The following is a 16,320-nucleotide window of genomic DNA, read 5'->3' on the forward strand; positions in this document are numbered from 1 at the left end:
CTCATCATGAGCAAATTTTATCCCCTGACCGTCGGCAGCGTGAAGAACGACACCCGCGACACCATTGTCGTCTCTTTCGACGTGCCGGCAGAACTCAAGGATACCTTTCGATACAAGCAAGGCCAGCACCTGACGCTGCGCTCCGAGATCAACGGCGAAGACCTGCGCCGCTCCTACTCGATCTGCTCCGCCGTACAGGACGAGCAATTGCGCGTGGCGATCAAGCGCACGCAAGGCGGCATCTTTTCGACGTGGGCCAACGACACGCTCAAGCCCGGCCAGAGCCTGCAAGTAATGCCGCCGATGGGGCACTTCAATCTGCCGCTGGACGCCGGCAACGAGAAGCACTACCTGGCCTTCGCCGCCGGCAGTGGCATCACGCCGATGCTGTCGATCATCAAGACCACGCTGCTGACCGAACCGCACAGCCGCTTCACGTTGATCTACGGCAACCGCGCCTCGTCGTCGGTGATCTTCAAGGAAGAGCTGACCGATCTGAAGGACATCTACCTGGAGCGCCTCAACATCGTCTACGTCATGAGCCGCGAGCAACAGGACGTCGAATTGTTCAACGGCCGCATCACGCGTGAGAAATGCGACCAGTTCTTCAAGTCGTGGATCGATCTCGACGATATCGACGCCGCCTTCATTTGCGGTCCGGAAGACATGCTCAACGCCGTCAGCGAATCGCTGCAAGCCAACGGCATGAACAAGGCCGACATCAAGGTCGAACTGTTCGCTGCCAGCATCCCGAAACACAAGGCCGTGGCGGCCCGTCCGGTCGTCGGCAAGCAGGAATGCGAGGTCACGGTGGTCGTCGACGGTTATCACACCGTCTTCACGATGGAGAAAGAAAAAGAGTCGCTGCTCGACGCCGGCCTGAAGCACGGCATCGACATGCGCTACTCATGCAAGGGAGGCGTCTGCGCCACCTGCCGCTGCAAGATCGTCGAAGGCAAGGTCGACATGGACGCCAACTACTGCCTGGAAGACTACGAAATCGCGCGCGGCTTCGTGTTGAGCTGCCAGAGCTTCCCGGTCACCGACAAGCTGCTGATCGACTTCGACCAGGACAACTGAATCGGCATCGATTCCGCGACGACACCACAAATCATTCAGGAGACAGCATGTCGACCACCTTATTTGAACGCCACCGCGCCACGCTGGACAAGGCGTTGCAAGCCATCGCCGAGCGCGGCTACTGGAGCCCGTACAGCGAAAGCCCGAGTCCGCGCGTCTACGGCGAGAGCGCTGCCGAGGACGGCAAGGCCGCTTTCGACGCGCGCCTGAATCGTCCTTTCGAGATCGATCAGGTCGGCACTGTCGGTCGCGTCGGCAACGAAGTCTCGCCTTACGGCCCGGCGCTGGGCATCAGCTATCCGAAAGCCGACATCGACCAGTTGCTGCAAGGCGTCACCGCAGCCGGCGCGGCATGGCGCAAAGCAGGACCGGAAATCTGGACCGGCGTCGCATTGGAAATCGTCAGTCGCCTCAACGCGCGCAGCTTCGAAATCGCCCACGCCGTCATGCATACCACCGGCCAGGCCTACATGATGGCGTTCCAGGCCGGCGGCCCGCACGCGCAGGACCGGGCGGTCGAGGCCATCGCTTACGCCTGGGAAGAAACCCGCCGCATTCCGGCCGAAGCGCATTGGGAAAAACCGCAAGGCAAACACGATCCGCTGAAGATGCGAAAAACCTTCCGCATCGTGCCGCGCGGCATCGGCCTGGTGATCGGCTGCTGCACCTTCCCGACCTGGAACAGCTATCCGGGCCTGTTCGCCGATCTGGCGACCGGCAACGCTGTCATCGTCAAACCGCATCCTGGCGCCATCCTGCCGCTGGCAATCACCGTCGAGATCGCACGCGCGGTCATCGCAGAAGCCGGCTATGACCCGGACATCGTCACGCTGGTCGCGCATGAAGCCGGCGACCAGGTCGCGACCGATCTGGCCCTGCGTCCGGAGATCAAGCTGATCGACTTCACCGGCAGCGCCGCCAACGGCAACTGGCTGGAGCGTAACGCGGTGCAGGCGCAAGTCTTCACGGAGAAATCCGGCGTCAACCAGATCGTCATCGACTCGACCGCAGATTTCAAGGGCATGGCGCGCAACATCGCCTTCTCGCTGGTGCTGTATTCCGGCCAGATGTGCACCACGCCGCAAAACATCTACATTCCCAAAGACGGCATCGACACCGCCGAGGGTCACGTGAGCTTCGACGCCGTCGTCGCCGCCATCGGTGAAGCCGTCGGCAAGCTGACCGGCGACCCGGCCAAGGCGGTGGAACTGCTCGGCGCGATCCAGAACACTGCGGTCCTCGACCGTATCGCCGCAGCCCGCTCGGTCGGAGCAGTGGTGCTCGACAGCATGACGCTGCTGCATCCGCAATTCCCTGACGCGCGCATCCGTACACCGTTGCTGGTGAGGGCAGCGGATGACAAGGCGGTTACGGAGGAATTCTTCGGACCGATCTCGTTCGTCATCGCCACCGACAGCACCGACGTCAGCATCGCGCTGGCGCAGAAGACTGCGCACGACCACGGCGCGCTGTCGCTCTCTACCTATACGACCAGCGCCGTCGTCAAGGAAAGACTGGGCGACGCCGCGGCCGATGCCGGTGTGGCGCTGTCGCTCAATCTGAGCGGCGGCGTGTTCGTCAATCAATCGGCGGCGTTCAGCGACTACCACGGAACCGGTGCGAACCCGGCGGCCAACGCTGCGTTGTCAGATTCTGCTTTTGTCGCCGGTCGTTTCCGAGTGGTGCAGACCCGCGAGCCCGTTTGAAAATCAAGGAATCAGCCATGCAATACGAATCCATTCTGTTCGAAAACACCGGCGGCATCGCGGTCATCACGCTGAACCGGCCCGACAAGCTCAACAGCTTCACCGTCGCCATGCATCTTGAAGTACGTGATGCGCTTGACAGGATCAAAGCCGACGCCGGCGTGCGCGTGCTGCTGCTGACCGGCGCCGGACGCGGCTTTTGCGCCGGCCAGGATCTGTCGGACCGTGCGGTGAAACCGGGCGACAGCGCCGTCGATCTGGGCGAGTCGATTGAAAAGTACTACGGTCCGCTGGTGCAATCGCTGCGCGCGCTGCCCTTCCCCGTGATCTGTGCGGTCAACGGTGTGGCGGCAGGCGCCGGCGCCAATATTCCGCTGGCTTGCGACATTGTGTTGGCGGCTCGTTCGGCCAGCTTCGTCGAAGTGTTCTGCAAACTCGGGCTACTGCCGGATACCGGCGGCACCTACTTCCTGCCGCGTCTGGTCGGCACCGCGCGGGCGATGGGCCTGGCCATGCTGGGCAACAAACTCAGTGCAGAACAGGCTGAACAATGGGGCCTGATCTGGAAATGCGTCGACGACGATCAACTGCAAACGGAAGCGCGCGCGATGGCGCAGCATTTCGCCACGGCGCCGACCAAGGGGCTGGCGCACACCAAGGCGGCGATCTATCAAAGCCCGGCCCATACGCTGACAGAACAACTTGCGCTGGAACGCGACAGCATGCGCGCCCTCGGCCACAGCCGCGATTACAAGGAGGGCGTCGCCGCTTTCCTTGAGAAGCGTGCGCCGCAATTCACCGGAGAATAAGCATGCCTGGCACGAGTAATTCAAAAGCGCTGGCGCGCTCGCGCACCGTTGCCGTCATCGGCAGCGGCGCGATGGGAGCCGGCATTGCACAGGTGGCGGCAGCAGCCGGCTACGCCGTGCAACTGTTCGACACGCGGCCCGAGGCGGTCGCCAAGGCGATCGTCGATATCGGCGAGATGTTCGGCAAGCTGGCAGGCAAAGGACGCATGACCGCCGACGAGGCGAGCGCAGCGACGGGCCGCCTGCGCGCGGCAGCGGTGTTGTCGGATCTGGCCGAAGCCGGTCTGGTGGTCGAAGCCATCGTGGAAAATCTTGACGTCAAGCGCAAGCTGTTCGCCGAGCTCGAAGCCGTGGTTGCGGACGATTGCATCTTCGCCAGCAACACCTCATCGATTTCCATCACCAGCATCGGCGCAGCCCTGCGCCTGCCGCAACGTCTTGTGGGCATGCATTTCTTCAACCCTGTGCCGTTGATGGCGCTGGTCGAGATCATCAGCGGACTGGCCAGCGATGCGGCCGTGGCCGCCTGCGTGTACGACACCGCGCTGGCCTGGGGCAAGAATCCGGTGCACACCAAATCGACGCCGGGTTTCATCGTCAATCGCGTGGCGCGTCCCTACTATGCCGAAGCATTACGCGTGCTCAATGAGCAAGCCGGCGAGCCGGCCACCATCGACGCCATCATGCGCGAAGCCGGAGGCTTCCGCATGGGGCCTTTCGAGTTGATGGACCTGATCGGCCATGACGTCAATTTTGCGGTGACGCAATCGGTGTTCCAAGCCTACTTCACCGATCCGCGCTTTACACCGTCGCTGATTCAGCAGGAACTGGTCAACGCAGGTTTTCTTGGTCGCAAGAGCGGACGCGGTTTTTACCGCTATGGCGAGAACGCCGCTGCGCCGGCGCCGATGACCGAAGCTGCCATGCCGCTGCCCATGCATCCTGTACAAGTCTTCGGCGCCAGCCCGTTGGCTGAAGCGCTGGCGGCACGCCTGACAAACGTCAGTGTAGAGCGTAGCGACGCCCTCTTTGGCGCCGACAATCTGGTGCTCCGGTGCGGCAGCGCCAAAGCCTATTTGACGGACGGCCGCAGCGCCACCCAACGTGCCGCCGACAACCGTCACGCCGACACCGTGCTGATCGATCTGGCGCTCGACTTCAACAATGCCGGGCGCATCGCTGTGACGCGCGCTGATCAATGCGGCGACACGGCCTATTCCGACATCGTCGCATTGCTGCAGGCGGCAGGCTTTGCCGTCTCGCGCCTGGACGACGTCCCCGGGATGGTAGTCATGCGTACCGTGGCGATGCTGGCCAACGAGGCCGCCGATACTGTAAATCAGGGTGTGTGCAGCATCGCTGACGCCGACATGGCAATGAAAAAGGGCGTCAATTATCCGCGCGGTCCCCTGGCGTGGGCCGATGCCATTGGCCTTGATACGATCGCCGACGTGCTGTTGCATCTGGCCACCGCCTATGGCGAAGACCGTTATCGCGTCTCGCCGCTGATTACGAGAAAAACCTCAAGTGGAGGACGATTCCATGTCTGAAGTTGCAACCAACCCCGCCGCTGCCTTAAGTCCTGAAGACGCTCAGGCGCTGGCGGAAGCCACCGCGAAAGCGATGTATGCACGCGACAACGCCACCCAGTCGCTGGGCATCAAGATTCATGAAGTGCGTCCAGGTTATGCGCGACTTTCCATGTTGGTACGCTCGGACATGCTCAACGGTCATTCTTCTTGTCACGGCGGATTCATCTTTGCACTGGCGGACAGCGCGTTTGCGTTCTCTTGCAACAGCCGCAATCAGACCACCGTCGCTTCGGCGTGCAATATTGAGTATCTGGCGCCAGGCGCCGTCAACGATGTACTGACGGCAGAGGCCATCGAACAAGCGCTGGCAGGGCGAACGGGCGTCTATGACATCACCGTGAGCAACCAGCACGGAAAACGCATTGCCTTGTTTCGCGGCAAGTCTTATCGCATCAGAGGCGATGTGATTGCGGGACTCGATGCGACCCTGTTATCTCGGGCCCCCGCTGCATCCTAATTAGCTTCAAATTGTTATAACAAAGCGCACTCAATAGAGTGCAAGATAGAGTAGAAAAACGGAGATTACTATGCCCCAACGCACCCCACAACCAGGCGACTTGGAAACCATCGAAACCGCCAGCAAAGACGAATTGCAAGCACTGCAACTGGAACGGCTGAAATGGTCCCTCAAGCACGCTTATGACAACGTTCCCCACTATCGTGCCTCGTTTGACGCCGCAGGCGTCCATCCGGACGATCTGAAGACGCTGGCTGATCTGGCCAGGTTTCCATTTACCGGAAAGAAAGATCTTCGGGAAAACTATCCCTTCAATATGTTCGCCGTGCCGCGTGAACAGGTTGTTCGCGTACACGCCTCAAGCGGAACCACGGGAAAACCGACGGTGGTTGGCTATACCCAGAACGACATCGACACTTGGGCCACTGTGGTGGCGCGCTCGATTCGCGCAGCCGGCGGCCGTAAAGGCGACATCGTTCACATTTCTTACGGATACGGGTTGTTCACCGGTGGCCTGGGCGCGCATTACGGCGCCGAAAAGCTGGGTTGCACGGTGGTCCCCATGTCGGGCGGACAGACGGAAAAGCAGGTCCAGCTAATCCAGGATTTCAAGCCCAGCGTCATCATGGTGACGCCATCCTATATGCTCAACATCATTGAAGAGTTCCAGCGCCAGGGACTCGACGCCGTCGACAGTTCTCTTAAAGTCGGTATCTTTGGCGCCGAACCGTGGACTGACGCCATGCGCGCCGAAATCGAGGCGCGAGCAGGCATCGATGCGGTCGACATCTACGGTTTGTCGGAAGTCATGGGGCCGGGCGTGGCCAGCGAATGCATCGAAAGCAAGGACGGACCGGTAATTTGGGAAGACCATTTCTATCCGGAAATCATCAACCCCGAAACCGGCGAAGTGCTGCCCGACGGTTCCGACGGCGAGCTGGTGTTCACCTCGTTGACCAAGGAAGCGCTGCCGATCATCCGTTACCGTACACGCGACCTGACGCGCCTGTTGCCGGCGACTTCGCGTTCAATGCGCCGCATCGGCAAGATTACCGGCCGCTCCGACGACATGTTGATCATCCGCGGCGTCAACGTGTTCCCCACCCAAATCGAAGAGATCATTCTAAAAATGCCGAAGCTGGCACCGCAGTACCAACTCCTAGTGGGGCGTAACGGCCACCTGGATACGCTCGGTGTGACTGTGGAACTGCGTCCTGATGTGTCGTTGTCATCCGGCGATATTGAAGTGCTCGCCCGCGAACTGCAGCACCACATCAAGACCTATGTGGGTGTTACGACGATGATTCAAATTGTTCCGAGCGGAAAAATTGAACGCTCCGCCGTCGGCAAGAGCAAGCGCGTGATAGACCAGCGCCCGAAGGTGGTGCATGAACCTCCCGTTGGTGCGATCTGAACCCGACTGCCGACTGTACTGCAGCACATGGTCACGCTTTTCACTCATTAACCTATCTGGCAACAAGCAAGGAATAACATGGAAGCTTTTATCTGCGATGCCATACGCACCCCTTTCGGCCGCTTCGGCGGCGTTCTTTCCGGCGTGCGCGCTGACGACCTCGCTGCGCTGCCGATCCGCGCGCTGATGGAACGCAATCCTGGTATCGACTGGACCGCCGTCGACGACATTATCTACGGCTGCGCCAACCAGGCCGGTGAAGACAACCGCAACGTCGCGCGCATGGCCGGCCTGCTGGCAGGGTTGCCGGTGGAAGTTCCGGGCACCACAGTCAACCGCTTGTGCGGCTCAAGCATGGATGCGGTCGGCATGGCCGCGCGCAGCATCAAGGCAGGCGAATGCAATTTGGTCATCGCCGGCGGCGTGGAAAGCATGACGCGCGCACCTTTCGTGATGCCGAAGGCGGAATCCGCTTTTTCGCGCACATCGAAAGTCGAAGACACCACCATCGGCTGGCGCTTCGTCAATCCGCTTATGAAGGCCAAGTACGGCATCGATTCAATGCCCGAAACCGCTGAAAACGTTGCAGATGAATTCAAGGTCGGCCGCGCCGACCAGGACGCGTTTGCCGTGCGCAGCCAGCAGCGTTGGGCGGCAGCTCATGCGGCGGGATTTTTCAACAACGAAATTGTGCCCGTCGTCATTCCGCAAAAGAAAGGCGACCCGAAGATCGTCAAGGACGACGAACATCCGCGCCCTGACACTACCCTCGAAACGCTCGGTCGCCTCAAGGGTGTCGTCCGTCCCGACGGCACCGTCACTGCTGGCAATGCCTCAGGCGTCAACGACGGCGCTTGTGCCGTGCTCCTGGCATCGGCCGCCGCAGTCGATCGTTTCAAGCTGAAGCCGCGCGCCAAGGTTTTGGGCATGGCGACCGCGGGTCTGGCGCCGCGTATCATGGGTTTCGGCCCATCGCCTGCGTCGCGCAAGGTATTGGCGCAGACCGGCCTGAAGCTGGAACAGATGGATGTGATCGAGCTCAATGAAGCCTTCGCCGCGCAAGGTCTGGCGGTGACACGCGATCTCGGCCTGCCGGACGACGCCGCGCACGTGAATCCGAACGGCGGTGCGATCGCCATCGGTCACCCGCTGGGCGCATCGGGCGCGCGCCTGATCACGACCGCGCTCAATCAGCTCGAACGCACCAATGGCCGCTACGCGCTGTGCACCATGTGCATCGGCGTGGGCCAGGGCATCGCCATCATCATCGAACGCGTCTGATCGCTTGCTTCGCCATGATCGATCAAGCCACTTCAAGCCGCCAGGACATCCTGACTGAACTCGGCGGCGCGCACGTCCTGCTGATCACGCTCAACCGTCCGGACGTGCGCAATGCGCTGCGCAACAACAGTCTGCGCGAAATCGCCGCAGAGCTGACACTGGCGGAAGCCGACGACAGCATCCGCGCCGTGATCATCACCGGCGGCGCGAAAGTGTTTGCCGCCGGCGCCGATATCAATGAAATGGCACATACCGATGCCATCGGCGCCCTGCTCGATGTGCGCCCGCAATACTGGAAAACGATCGCGAATTTCTCCAAGCCTTTGCTGGCGGCGGTCAACGGCTACGCGTTGGGGGCTGGCTGCGAAATGCTGATGCATGCAGACATCGCGATTGCCGGTCGCAGCGCCAAGATCGGCCAGCCGGAAATCAACCTTGGCACCATCCCTGGCGCAGGCGGCACGCAGCGCCTGATTCGCACTGTCGGCAAGCCGCTGGCGATGAAGATGGTGCTGAGCGGAGAGTTCCTGTCGGCCGACGCAGCGTTGGCCGCAGGGCTGATAGCCGAAGTCGTCGACGACGAGCAGACCTTGGAACGTACGCTGGCGCTGGCCAATACTATTGCTGCGAAGTCCCCGCTGGCGTTGCGGCTGGCGAAGGAAGCCATGCTCAAGTCTTATGAACTGGGATTGGAGGCGGGATTGAATCTGGAGCGAAAATCTTTTTCTTTGCTGGCGGCCAGCGAGGACCGGCGCGAAGGAATTGCTGCATTCAAGGAAAAACGCGCGGCGCAGTTCACCGGGCGCTGATGGTGAATGATCGATCAAGGACTTCCATGCGGAAGAGTTAAGCGCCGTTCCGCTGACGGTTCAATCCTCTTTAACGTCGACAAAGAGTGGATCTATCGGCAAATGAATCGTGAAAGACGTACCGACATTGAGTTCGCTGCTCACTTCGATTCTTCCGCGATGATTACTGACTATTCCATAGGATAAGGACAAGCCAAGCCCAGTACCGCTGCCAATAGGTTTGGTAGTAAAAAACGGGTCGAAAATTCGCGTCAAATTCTCGGGAGGAATACCTGCACCGTTGTCGCTGATTTTTATCCAGACCTGGTCCCCTTCAGTGCCGGTGCAAATGGTGATCACTCCACGTTTTTCAATCGCATGTGCAGCATTGACGAGCAGGTTCATGAAGACCTGATTTAGTTGGGATGCAATGCATTTGACCGGAGGCAGAACGCCGTATTTCTTGACCACACTGGCTTTATATTTGATTTCATTGTTAACAATGTTCAAGGTGCTGTCCAAGCCATGATGCAAATCCGCAAACACCCACTCGCTGACCCCTCTATGCGAAAAGTCTTTTAACGATTGCACGATATCTTTGACGCGTTTCAAACCATCCTGCGACTCTGCCATCAATTCATCTGTATCCGTTTTCAAAAAAACCATGTCGGCATGTTTTTTGAGTTGCTCTATTTCCGGTGCTGTCGACGGATACTGCACAAGGAGTTTCTCGTAGCTGTCAATCAGGCCGAACAAGACACCAACGTATTGACGCAAGGAGTTGAGATTTGAACTGACAAAGCCAATCGGATTGTTTATTTCGTGAGCAACCCCTGCCGCCAATTGTCCGAGTGACGCCATTTTTTCCGATTGAAGCAACTGGTTCTGCGCCTCCTGCAATTGGAGAATGAGCTGATGCTGCTTATTGCTTTCCACTTGCAAAGCCTGTTCTGCAAGGACACGCGTACTCACCTCCTGCTGCAATTTGGCATTTTGCGTACTCACTTGTTTTTGCATTTCTTGTAATCGAAGATGCGTTCTGATACGTACCAACACCTCTTCGATTTCAATCGGTTTGGTGACGTAGTCGATCCCTCCGACGTCAAATCCGGTCACTATATTCGTCGTATCGGTTAACGCTGTCATGAATATCACTGGGATATCGCGCGTTGCTTCGTTCTTTTTTAATCGGCGACACATTTCAAATCCGTCCATCCCCGGCATCATGACATCGAGCAAGATCAGGTTTGGCAAGACATATTGAGCCCGTTGCAAACCTTCTTCGCCGTCTTGCGCCACTACCACCGTGAAGTCCTGACTTTCCAGGAAATCGGTCAATACGCCAATATTGGCGAGCGTGTCGTCCACCACCAGAATAGTGGCTGATGCTGACGGGATTGACAGGCTTGCTGGCTCTACCATAGTTGACATATCGACATTAGTCATTGCGACGATGTTCGGCGCACATATTTTTCTATCACGCTCAATAGCGTCTTCGATTGATAGGTTTTGGCCAATTGGCGCAATTTTTCAGCAAAGGGATGATATGCGCGGTCCAAGGTATCAAGATAATCCGCACGTTGACGAATTTTTCGCATGTCGCCGGCTAATGCCATTTGATACAAGATATCAATCTCCTCCATGGGAGGAATGATCAGAATACGCTCATCGCTCTCTGCTTGTGGAGCAATCGCGGCAAGCGTATGGTCATAAACCAGCGGTACTTTGAGATACTCGTTCATTTTATGTACAAGAATTTCCTGCTGCACGGGTTTTTTCATAAAGAAATTAACGCCGGCATCCAGACTCTTCTGTTCATCTTCCGAGGTCACGCTGGCGGAAATGGCAATGACTGGGATATTGCCCGTTTCCGGCAATTCTCGAATCTTGCGCGTCGCATCGAGTCCGTTCATCACCGGCATCACGATATCCATCAGGATCAGATCGGGGTGCAGTTGCTGCGCCTGTGTTACACCGTCTTGGCCATCGACCGCAAGGTAGATTTCGAATCCGAGTCCACCCAGCATATCACTTAGCATTTCCCTGTTTGCTGCGATATCGTCTACCACCAGGATTCTTTTCCGTGGTCCTTGATAAGCAATGACCGGCAAGGTTGGCAGCGGAGCGGCAACATCAGCGGTCGCGATCGGAAGCAGTAAAGTGAACTGAAATATGCTGCCGACGCCAAGTTGGCTCGATATGGTGATATCGCCATCCATCAGTCGCACAAGTTGCCGACTTATCGACAGACCCAAGCCGGTTCCGCCGAAGCGACGTTGCGTTTCGCCAACTTGTTCGAACGGCTGGAAAATGGTCTCAAACTGACTGGGATCCATGCCGATGCCGGTATCTTCAACGGCAAACCGCAACTGTATGGCATTCGCATCTTGGGACAATACCGACACGCGCAAAGTAACTTGGCCGGCATCGGTAAATTTCACTGCGTTACCCAGCAGGTTCAGCATTACCTGTCGCAACCGTTTCTCATCGAGCATAAGCGTCGGTATTGTCTGATCGCTATCGAGAATATAACGAAGCCCCTTTTGTTCGGCCTTGACGCGAATGATATTGCCAATGCCGTCTAAAAATTCGTGCAAGTTAAGTGGATAAGGAAACAGTTCGAACTTACCGGCTTCGATTTTCGATAAATCCAGCAGGTCGGTGATTAACATCAAGAGATGTTCGCCGCTATCGTAAATCGTATTGAGACCAACGAGTTGGCGTTCGCCAAGGTTTTTGTTGCGCTTGAGAACTTGTGCGTAGCCGAGAATCGCGTTGAGCGGAGTGCGTAGTTCGTGCGTCATACTTGCCAAAAATGTACTTTTTGCACGATTGGCTACTTCGGCACGTTCTTTTGCAATGGTCAGTTCCGAAGTGCGTTCGTCGATCAGTTCTTCGAGATGAATGCGGTGCTGTTTAAGCTCTTCCTCGATACGTTTTCGTTCCTTGATTTCGTTGAGAAGCGACAAGAGAGATTTTTCTTTTTCCTTTATGTACTGTCTTATCAGATACATCACCAGCAGCGCCGTCAGAATAGTGGCAAGTAACGAAATCGACATTCCCAAATACAGGCCTTCCCTGCTCGAACGTAGCAAATCGATGATGTTTTTCGTTGCGCTGGCTGTCTTGCTGGCACTGAAACTGGTCAGCTTTTGCAATACCAGTTCAATCAGTTTGTTTTCCTCTCCTTGCGCGGAAAACTCAAGTATGCGCGGATCGACGCCTGCTCTGCGCTGTTTGATCACCTCTTGCATCGACTTGCGATATAACTGCGTCAACGCTTCCGCCTTGTCGAGCAATAACCGTTCGTCTTGCATCATATCGGCGGTGCTTCGATAGGCGTGGAGCTGCTCGTCGAGCAGATTCAATTCCAGCATGAAACGTTCGTCGTAATTGCTGCCGCGATGGATGTAATCGACAAAATCCAAGGCCGCAGCACTAAGATGGATAGAGCTTTTCAGAAGCAATTCATTGCGTTTGACAGTTACCGTGGACATTTCCGTCCATTGCTCGGACAACCGTGAAAAAATAGTCAACGAAAATATGACGATGCCAATGACCGTCACGATGATGACGCCGAAGCCACTGCCCAGCACGGTTTTTATTTTCATGTCAGCATCATGTTCGCGATTGCAGGCGAGTGTTTTGTCTTATTGATTCAGTTCGCTCGGGCCGCTTTGACGACGCGTTTTGTAAAATCCCCGATGGGACTGGCAAACCATTTCTCAGTCACGCCACTGGTGGCATCGACGAAAGGCTTCAATTGCACCTTGTTGATACTGACACCCTTATTCTTCAATTCCACCAGCAGTTTTTCTTCTTCTTCCTTGGCCAGCTTGCGTTGCAGTTGTGTAGCTTGGGTTGCGGCATTCAAAAGAATCCGACGATCGTTCTCCGATAAACCATCCCAGGTATGTTTGCTCATCAGAAACGGAGTCATTTCATATTTGTGATTCGTCAGTGAAATATATTTTTGTACCTCGTAGAGCTTGCCTGCATTGATATTCACCAGCGGATTTTCCTGACCATCGACAATGCCTTGCTGTAATGCCGCATACAGATCGGAAAATTTGATCTGCTGAGCCTTCGCCCCCAGGGCCTCCATGATGTCTATGGTCACCTGATCAGGAGGAGTACGGATATTCATTTGTTTCATATCCGCAGGCGTGCGGATTGGTTTCTTGTTATTCGTCATCTGACGAATACCGTTGTCCCAATAACCTAAGACAATCATTCCCTTGGCGGCGGTTTTTTGCGCCAGTTCTTTGCCCAGAGGCCCATCCAGCACCTTCCAGGCCTGCGTCACGTTGGCAAAGAGAAATGGCATGCCAAACGCATTATATTCAGGGACCACTGCGGAAACCGCGCCTTGACTGTTGGCCGACATGTCCAAAGTCCCGGCCAACAGCGCGTCGACCATGGCAGCGTCATCGCCCAGCCGCGCTGCGCCGGCAACTTCGACTTCAATGCGATTATTGCTGTCTCTTTTAACGATTTCCGCGAAACGCATCGCCGCTACCTGGCGCGGACTGTTTAGCCCGGTCCCGTGTCCCAACACCAGCTTGATTTGCGCGAACGACGATAAGGAAGAAAATGACAGCAATATACCGACGATTATTTTATTGATTCTCATGGCCGGTCACCTTTGGTTGAGTTCCGATGTTTTTTTAGCACCACTTCAAGTCAAACCACTACCAGACCACATTATTCTAATGATTACTTGTGAGATTGTCGTTACATGAATGTCGGCAATAACCTGACCGCCAATCCTGCTGGCCTTTCGCTACGGAAGGTCTGTGGGACACCATGGTCTAACCAGGATCATTCGGTATGCGCCTCTTTCCTGGCCATTTACAAGAGACAAAATGCCCCTACCCACAGAGCGCACCAATCGCAAATTGGCAATCGGGCTGTGCGACCGAAGAAAGAGTCCGAAGAGAGATGGGAAGCTTCGCTACGCTGCGAGGTAAAGAACTACGTGAGTTCTGGAAACGTTGTCTTCAACCGATATTGGCGTTGTCGGTAATTTCCCTCAAGACCGTTGAAACTGCAATCCACGTCATTGAACAGACGACTGATTCGATTCAGGGTGGAACGTTGCACCTCGGTCTCGATGGACACCAGGCGCCGCTTGCTCCTCGCATAGTAGTCGCAAATGTCGACGACCAGGCAATGACCATAGTCGGCGTTCTTAACATCGATCAGCAGGGCTTCAGGCTTGCTCAAGCCAAACGTCGCAGCCAACTCAACCCGCGCGCTAAGAAATGGATTGGAATTCTTTAATTTTTCGCTCAAGTGAACGGTTGCATCCCTTGCCCAGGTATTTGGACTCGATTGCACGGAAAATTCCTGCAGGGCTATCCTTGCGTTTTCATTGCCTTGCTCCGCCGCCTTTTGCCACCAATAAATTGCTTTGACATCGTGGAGCCGATCGTCGCGTCGGTTTCTCCAATAGGTTTGGGCGAACTCATATTGCGCTTCCACCTGGCCGAGGCTAGCGGCCTTTTCAAGGTATTGCAAAGCGACGTCCAGATTTCGCTGTGAATAGATAGAGCGTGAGTGGATTCTGGCCAGCGCATGCCATGCCAAAGCTGAGCCGCCGTCGCCTGCGAGGGCGAGCCATTTGAGCGCTTTCTTGAAATTTGCGAGGCCATGTTCCATGAAGACTCTGTTGCCATCGCGATCAATTTTTGCGTAGAGCAGCCCGAGTTCAAGCTGTGCCTCAGTGTTTCCAGCCAGGGCGGCCAATTCTAGGATATGTCCGATCTCGACGAGATCCGGCTGGTTTTCCAGCAGACGCCATTGCCCAAATCGCAGCAACAGGACCGACTCCTCGGACGAGAGGAATACGCCGCCGGTTACCTCCGCATCTTTTTTCAGTTGTGTTACCGCGACAGCATTTCGTTTAAATGACTTCTCGACCAGTGAAACAGCGCCACGGGAAAAACCGGTGTAATCGGATTTTCTCCAGGCTTTATCCAGCAGGGCATATTGCGCTTGCTCGATGCCGGCATGCGCCGCCTTCGTTATCAATCGTTCTTCAAGCGTAAGGACGCCATTCGGAGGCATCGCCTCCGGGTTTCTGCCCGTATCATCATCGTCGCCGGCACTGTCGCCATCCTGACTGTGCTGCCGTATTTGCTGCGCAAGAAGCCACTGCGCCTGATGATCGTCTTGACTGGCCAAAAATGACAAGGCGCCGATTGCTCTTGCCTGACTATTGCTGTCGAACTGCTCTGTATTATCCAGTACCAGACGGGCAAAAGTGAGCCCGGCGTGTGTAATGCCGGCGTCGAAGGCCTTCTCGTACCACACTGCAGCTTCGCGCGGAAGTGACAGCTCCTTTACCTGCTCATAAGAGATACTCTTTCCTATCGTCATCCAGGCGTCATCAACTCCCTGCTGCGCCGCTCGTTTCAACCAATAGAACGCAGTGCTATTGCTTCTCGGCAGACCAGCTCCGCCATACAGGTAGCGATTTCCCAATGCCAGTTGAGCTATGGATTCGCCTGCGCGTGCGGCTTTGATAAGCGCCATTTCCTCTCTTGTTGCCATGATGGTCAGTCGTTTCTTGCTTGAGCGTAGTGAAGGTGGAGATTGGGGAAGGAAGGAGACAGACAAATGAATCGGAGCGGCCAGGCATCAGAAATTTCAAACATGAAATCGTTATGACGATGAATGGATTTACAAAAGACAAAAGGAGTCTCCGCCGACGCAAATAATTGCGTCGGTTTTTTAAATTTCCTTGATGGGTAAATCGACCCGGAAGTTGGCTCTGGCGCTTTAAAAAAAAGCAGTAGCCAAGCTACTTAAATGCACATTGATGCAGACGCCGATGGTTTGAAAAGCAAGCAGCGCCTGAGCAAATAACTCGCTGGCGAAATGGATTTCCATCGCTGCCGAAGGCTGATGAAAATCCATGCCGATGCGTGGTTTCTATCATGGTTAAAAGTTGAAAAGGTCCGCCTGAAATCTGACATCGTCATATTGGAATCCACATCTTCAACGCGAGATGATGAGACTTGATTGTAGTGGATATCAATCGTCTTATTAGGCGCGTATTTCTCAATACATTATTACGAAAGCAGAAATGATTTTCTATTTTTCGTCGATGAAAAAAATGAAAAAGGGCACCGCATGAAATCCATGCAGTGCCCTTCTCTTGCGTCCCGACTACTGTCGAACGAACTACG

13 protein-coding genes are annotated in these 16,320 nt (G+C 55.9%); 8 read left to right on the forward strand and 5 right to left on the reverse strand.

Annotated elements, in window-relative coordinates; translation table 11 throughout:
• Nucleotides 1–6 precede the first annotated feature (6 nt).
• The 8 genes from paaE to RV1423_RS19115 all read left to right on the forward strand — a co-directional run bounded on the left by paaE (nucleotide 7) and on the right by RV1423_RS19115 (nucleotide 9,148).
• The gene (gene paaE / locus RV1423_RS19080; RefSeq protein WP_034300034.1) at nucleotides 7–1,080 is read left to right on the forward strand and encodes a 1,2-phenylacetyl-CoA epoxidase subunit PaaE; all 1,074 of its coding nucleotides are present in this window, start codon (nucleotides 7–9) and stop codon (nucleotides 1,078–1,080) included.
• Nucleotides 1,081–1,127: 47 nt separating this feature from the next.
• Nucleotides 1,128–2,786, forward strand: a complete 1,659-nt coding sequence (gene paaN, locus RV1423_RS19085) for a phenylacetic acid degradation protein PaaN (RefSeq protein ID WP_034300037.1) — start codon at nucleotides 1,128–1,130, stop codon at nucleotides 2,784–2,786.
• Nucleotides 2,787–2,803: 17 nt separating this feature from the next.
• On the forward strand, nucleotides 2,804–3,595 hold the full coding sequence (paaG, locus tag RV1423_RS19090; RefSeq protein ID WP_034300039.1) for a 2-(1,2-epoxy-1,2-dihydrophenyl)acetyl-CoA isomerase PaaG: 792 nt from the start codon (nucleotides 2,804–2,806) through the stop codon (nucleotides 3,593–3,595).
• A 2-nt stretch (nucleotides 3,596–3,597) separates the two neighbouring features.
• Entirely contained in the window at nucleotides 3,598–5,145 is a 1,548-nt protein-coding gene (gene paaH, locus RV1423_RS19095; protein ID WP_034300041.1) for a 3-hydroxyacyl-CoA dehydrogenase PaaH, read from the forward strand.
• The gene (gene paaI, locus RV1423_RS19100) at nucleotides 5,138–5,644 is read left to right on the forward strand and encodes a hydroxyphenylacetyl-CoA thioesterase PaaI (protein ID WP_034300043.1); all 507 of its coding nucleotides are present in this window, start codon (nucleotides 5,138–5,140) and stop codon (nucleotides 5,642–5,644) included. The genes paaH and paaI overlap by 8 nt, the downstream gene beginning before the upstream one ends.
• 70 nt (nucleotides 5,645–5,714) lie before the next feature.
• Nucleotides 5,715–7,058, forward strand: a complete 1,344-nt coding sequence (gene paaK / locus RV1423_RS19105; protein ID WP_034300045.1) for a phenylacetate--CoA ligase PaaK — start codon at nucleotides 5,715–5,717, stop codon at nucleotides 7,056–7,058.
• A gap of 78 nt (nucleotides 7,059–7,136) precedes the next feature.
• Entirely contained in the window at nucleotides 7,137–8,339 is a 1,203-nt protein-coding gene (gene pcaF, locus RV1423_RS19110; protein WP_034300047.1) for a 3-oxoadipyl-CoA thiolase, read from the forward strand.
• A gap of 14 nt (nucleotides 8,340–8,353) precedes the next feature.
• Nucleotides 8,354–9,148, forward strand: coding sequence for an enoyl-CoA hydratase-related protein (locus tag RV1423_RS19115; RefSeq protein WP_034300049.1), 795 nt, complete (start codon nucleotides 8,354–8,356; stop codon nucleotides 9,146–9,148).
• 60 nt (nucleotides 9,149–9,208) lie between these two features.
• Here RV1423_RS19115 and RV1423_RS19120 read toward each other — a convergent pair whose 3' ends face one another.
• The 5 genes from RV1423_RS19120 to RV1423_RS29940 form a co-directional block, all read right to left on the reverse strand.
• Entirely contained in the window at nucleotides 9,209–10,573 is a 1,365-nt protein-coding gene (locus RV1423_RS19120; RefSeq protein ID WP_081768892.1) for a response regulator, read from the reverse strand.
• The gene (locus RV1423_RS19125; RefSeq protein ID WP_034300051.1) at nucleotides 10,570–12,738 is read right to left on the reverse strand and encodes an ATP-binding protein; all 2,169 of its coding nucleotides are present in this window, start codon (nucleotides 12,736–12,738) and stop codon (nucleotides 10,570–10,572) included. The genes RV1423_RS19120 and RV1423_RS19125 overlap by 4 nt, the downstream gene beginning before the upstream one ends.
• A 47-nt stretch (nucleotides 12,739–12,785) precedes the next feature.
• Entirely contained in the window at nucleotides 12,786–13,760 is a 975-nt protein-coding gene (locus tag RV1423_RS19130; protein ID WP_034300052.1) for a TRAP transporter substrate-binding protein, read from the reverse strand.
• 341 nt (nucleotides 13,761–14,101) lie between these two features.
• Nucleotides 14,102–15,682, reverse strand: a complete 1,581-nt coding sequence (locus tag RV1423_RS19135) for a tetratricopeptide repeat protein (RefSeq protein ID WP_034300054.1) — start codon at nucleotides 15,680–15,682, stop codon at nucleotides 14,102–14,104.
• 228 nt (nucleotides 15,683–15,910) lie between these two features.
• Nucleotides 15,911–16,048 carry a hypothetical protein gene (locus tag RV1423_RS29940; RefSeq protein ID WP_155835165.1) on the reverse strand — a complete coding sequence of 46 codons (138 nt, stop codon included), beginning with the start codon at nucleotides 16,046–16,048 and terminating at the stop codon, nucleotides 15,911–15,913.
• Nucleotides 16,049–16,320: the final 272 nt, after the last annotated feature.

This window comes from Herbaspirillum sp. RV1423 (assembly GCF_000577615.1).
Lineage (GTDB): Bacteria > Pseudomonadota > Gammaproteobacteria > Burkholderiales > Burkholderiaceae_D > Herbaspirillum.

What these genes read in the sequence shown, in the direction of transcription:
- paaK (WP_034300045.1), top strand. Translation starts at nt 5,715, where the DNA reads ATGCCCCAACGCACCCCACAACCAGGCGACTTGGAAACCATCGAAACC.
- paaE (WP_034300034.1), top strand. Translation starts at nt 7, where the DNA reads ATGAGCAAATTTTATCCCCTGACCGTCGGCAGCGTGAAGAACGACACC.
- RV1423_RS19135 (WP_034300054.1), bottom strand. Translation starts at nt 15,682, where the DNA reads ATGGCAACAAGAGAGGAAATGGCGCTTATCAAAGCCGCACGCGCAGGC.
- paaI (WP_034300043.1), top strand. Translation starts at nt 5,138, where the DNA reads ATGTCTGAAGTTGCAACCAACCCCGCCGCTGCCTTAAGTCCTGAAGAC.
- RV1423_RS19115 (WP_034300049.1), top strand. Translation starts at nt 8,354, where the DNA reads ATGATCGATCAAGCCACTTCAAGCCGCCAGGACATCCTGACTGAACTC.
- RV1423_RS19130 (WP_034300052.1), bottom strand. Translation starts at nt 13,760, where the DNA reads ATGAGAATCAATAAAATAATCGTCGGTATATTGCTGTCATTTTCTTCC.
- paaH (WP_034300041.1), top strand. Translation starts at nt 3,598, where the DNA reads ATGCCTGGCACGAGTAATTCAAAAGCGCTGGCGCGCTCGCGCACCGTT.
- pcaF (WP_034300047.1), top strand. Translation starts at nt 7,137, where the DNA reads ATGGAAGCTTTTATCTGCGATGCCATACGCACCCCTTTCGGCCGCTTC.
- paaG (WP_034300039.1), top strand. Translation starts at nt 2,804, where the DNA reads ATGCAATACGAATCCATTCTGTTCGAAAACACCGGCGGCATCGCGGTC.
- RV1423_RS19125 (WP_034300051.1), bottom strand. Translation starts at nt 12,738, where the DNA reads ATGAAAATAAAAACCGTGCTGGGCAGTGGCTTCGGCGTCATCATCGTG.
- RV1423_RS29940 (WP_155835165.1), bottom strand. Translation starts at nt 16,048, where the DNA reads ATGGATTTTCATCAGCCTTCGGCAGCGATGGAAATCCATTTCGCCAGC.
- paaN (WP_034300037.1), top strand. Translation starts at nt 1,128, where the DNA reads ATGTCGACCACCTTATTTGAACGCCACCGCGCCACGCTGGACAAGGCG.
- RV1423_RS19120 (WP_081768892.1), bottom strand. Translation starts at nt 10,573, where the DNA reads ATGACTAATGTCGATATGTCAACTATGGTAGAGCCAGCAAGCCTGTCA.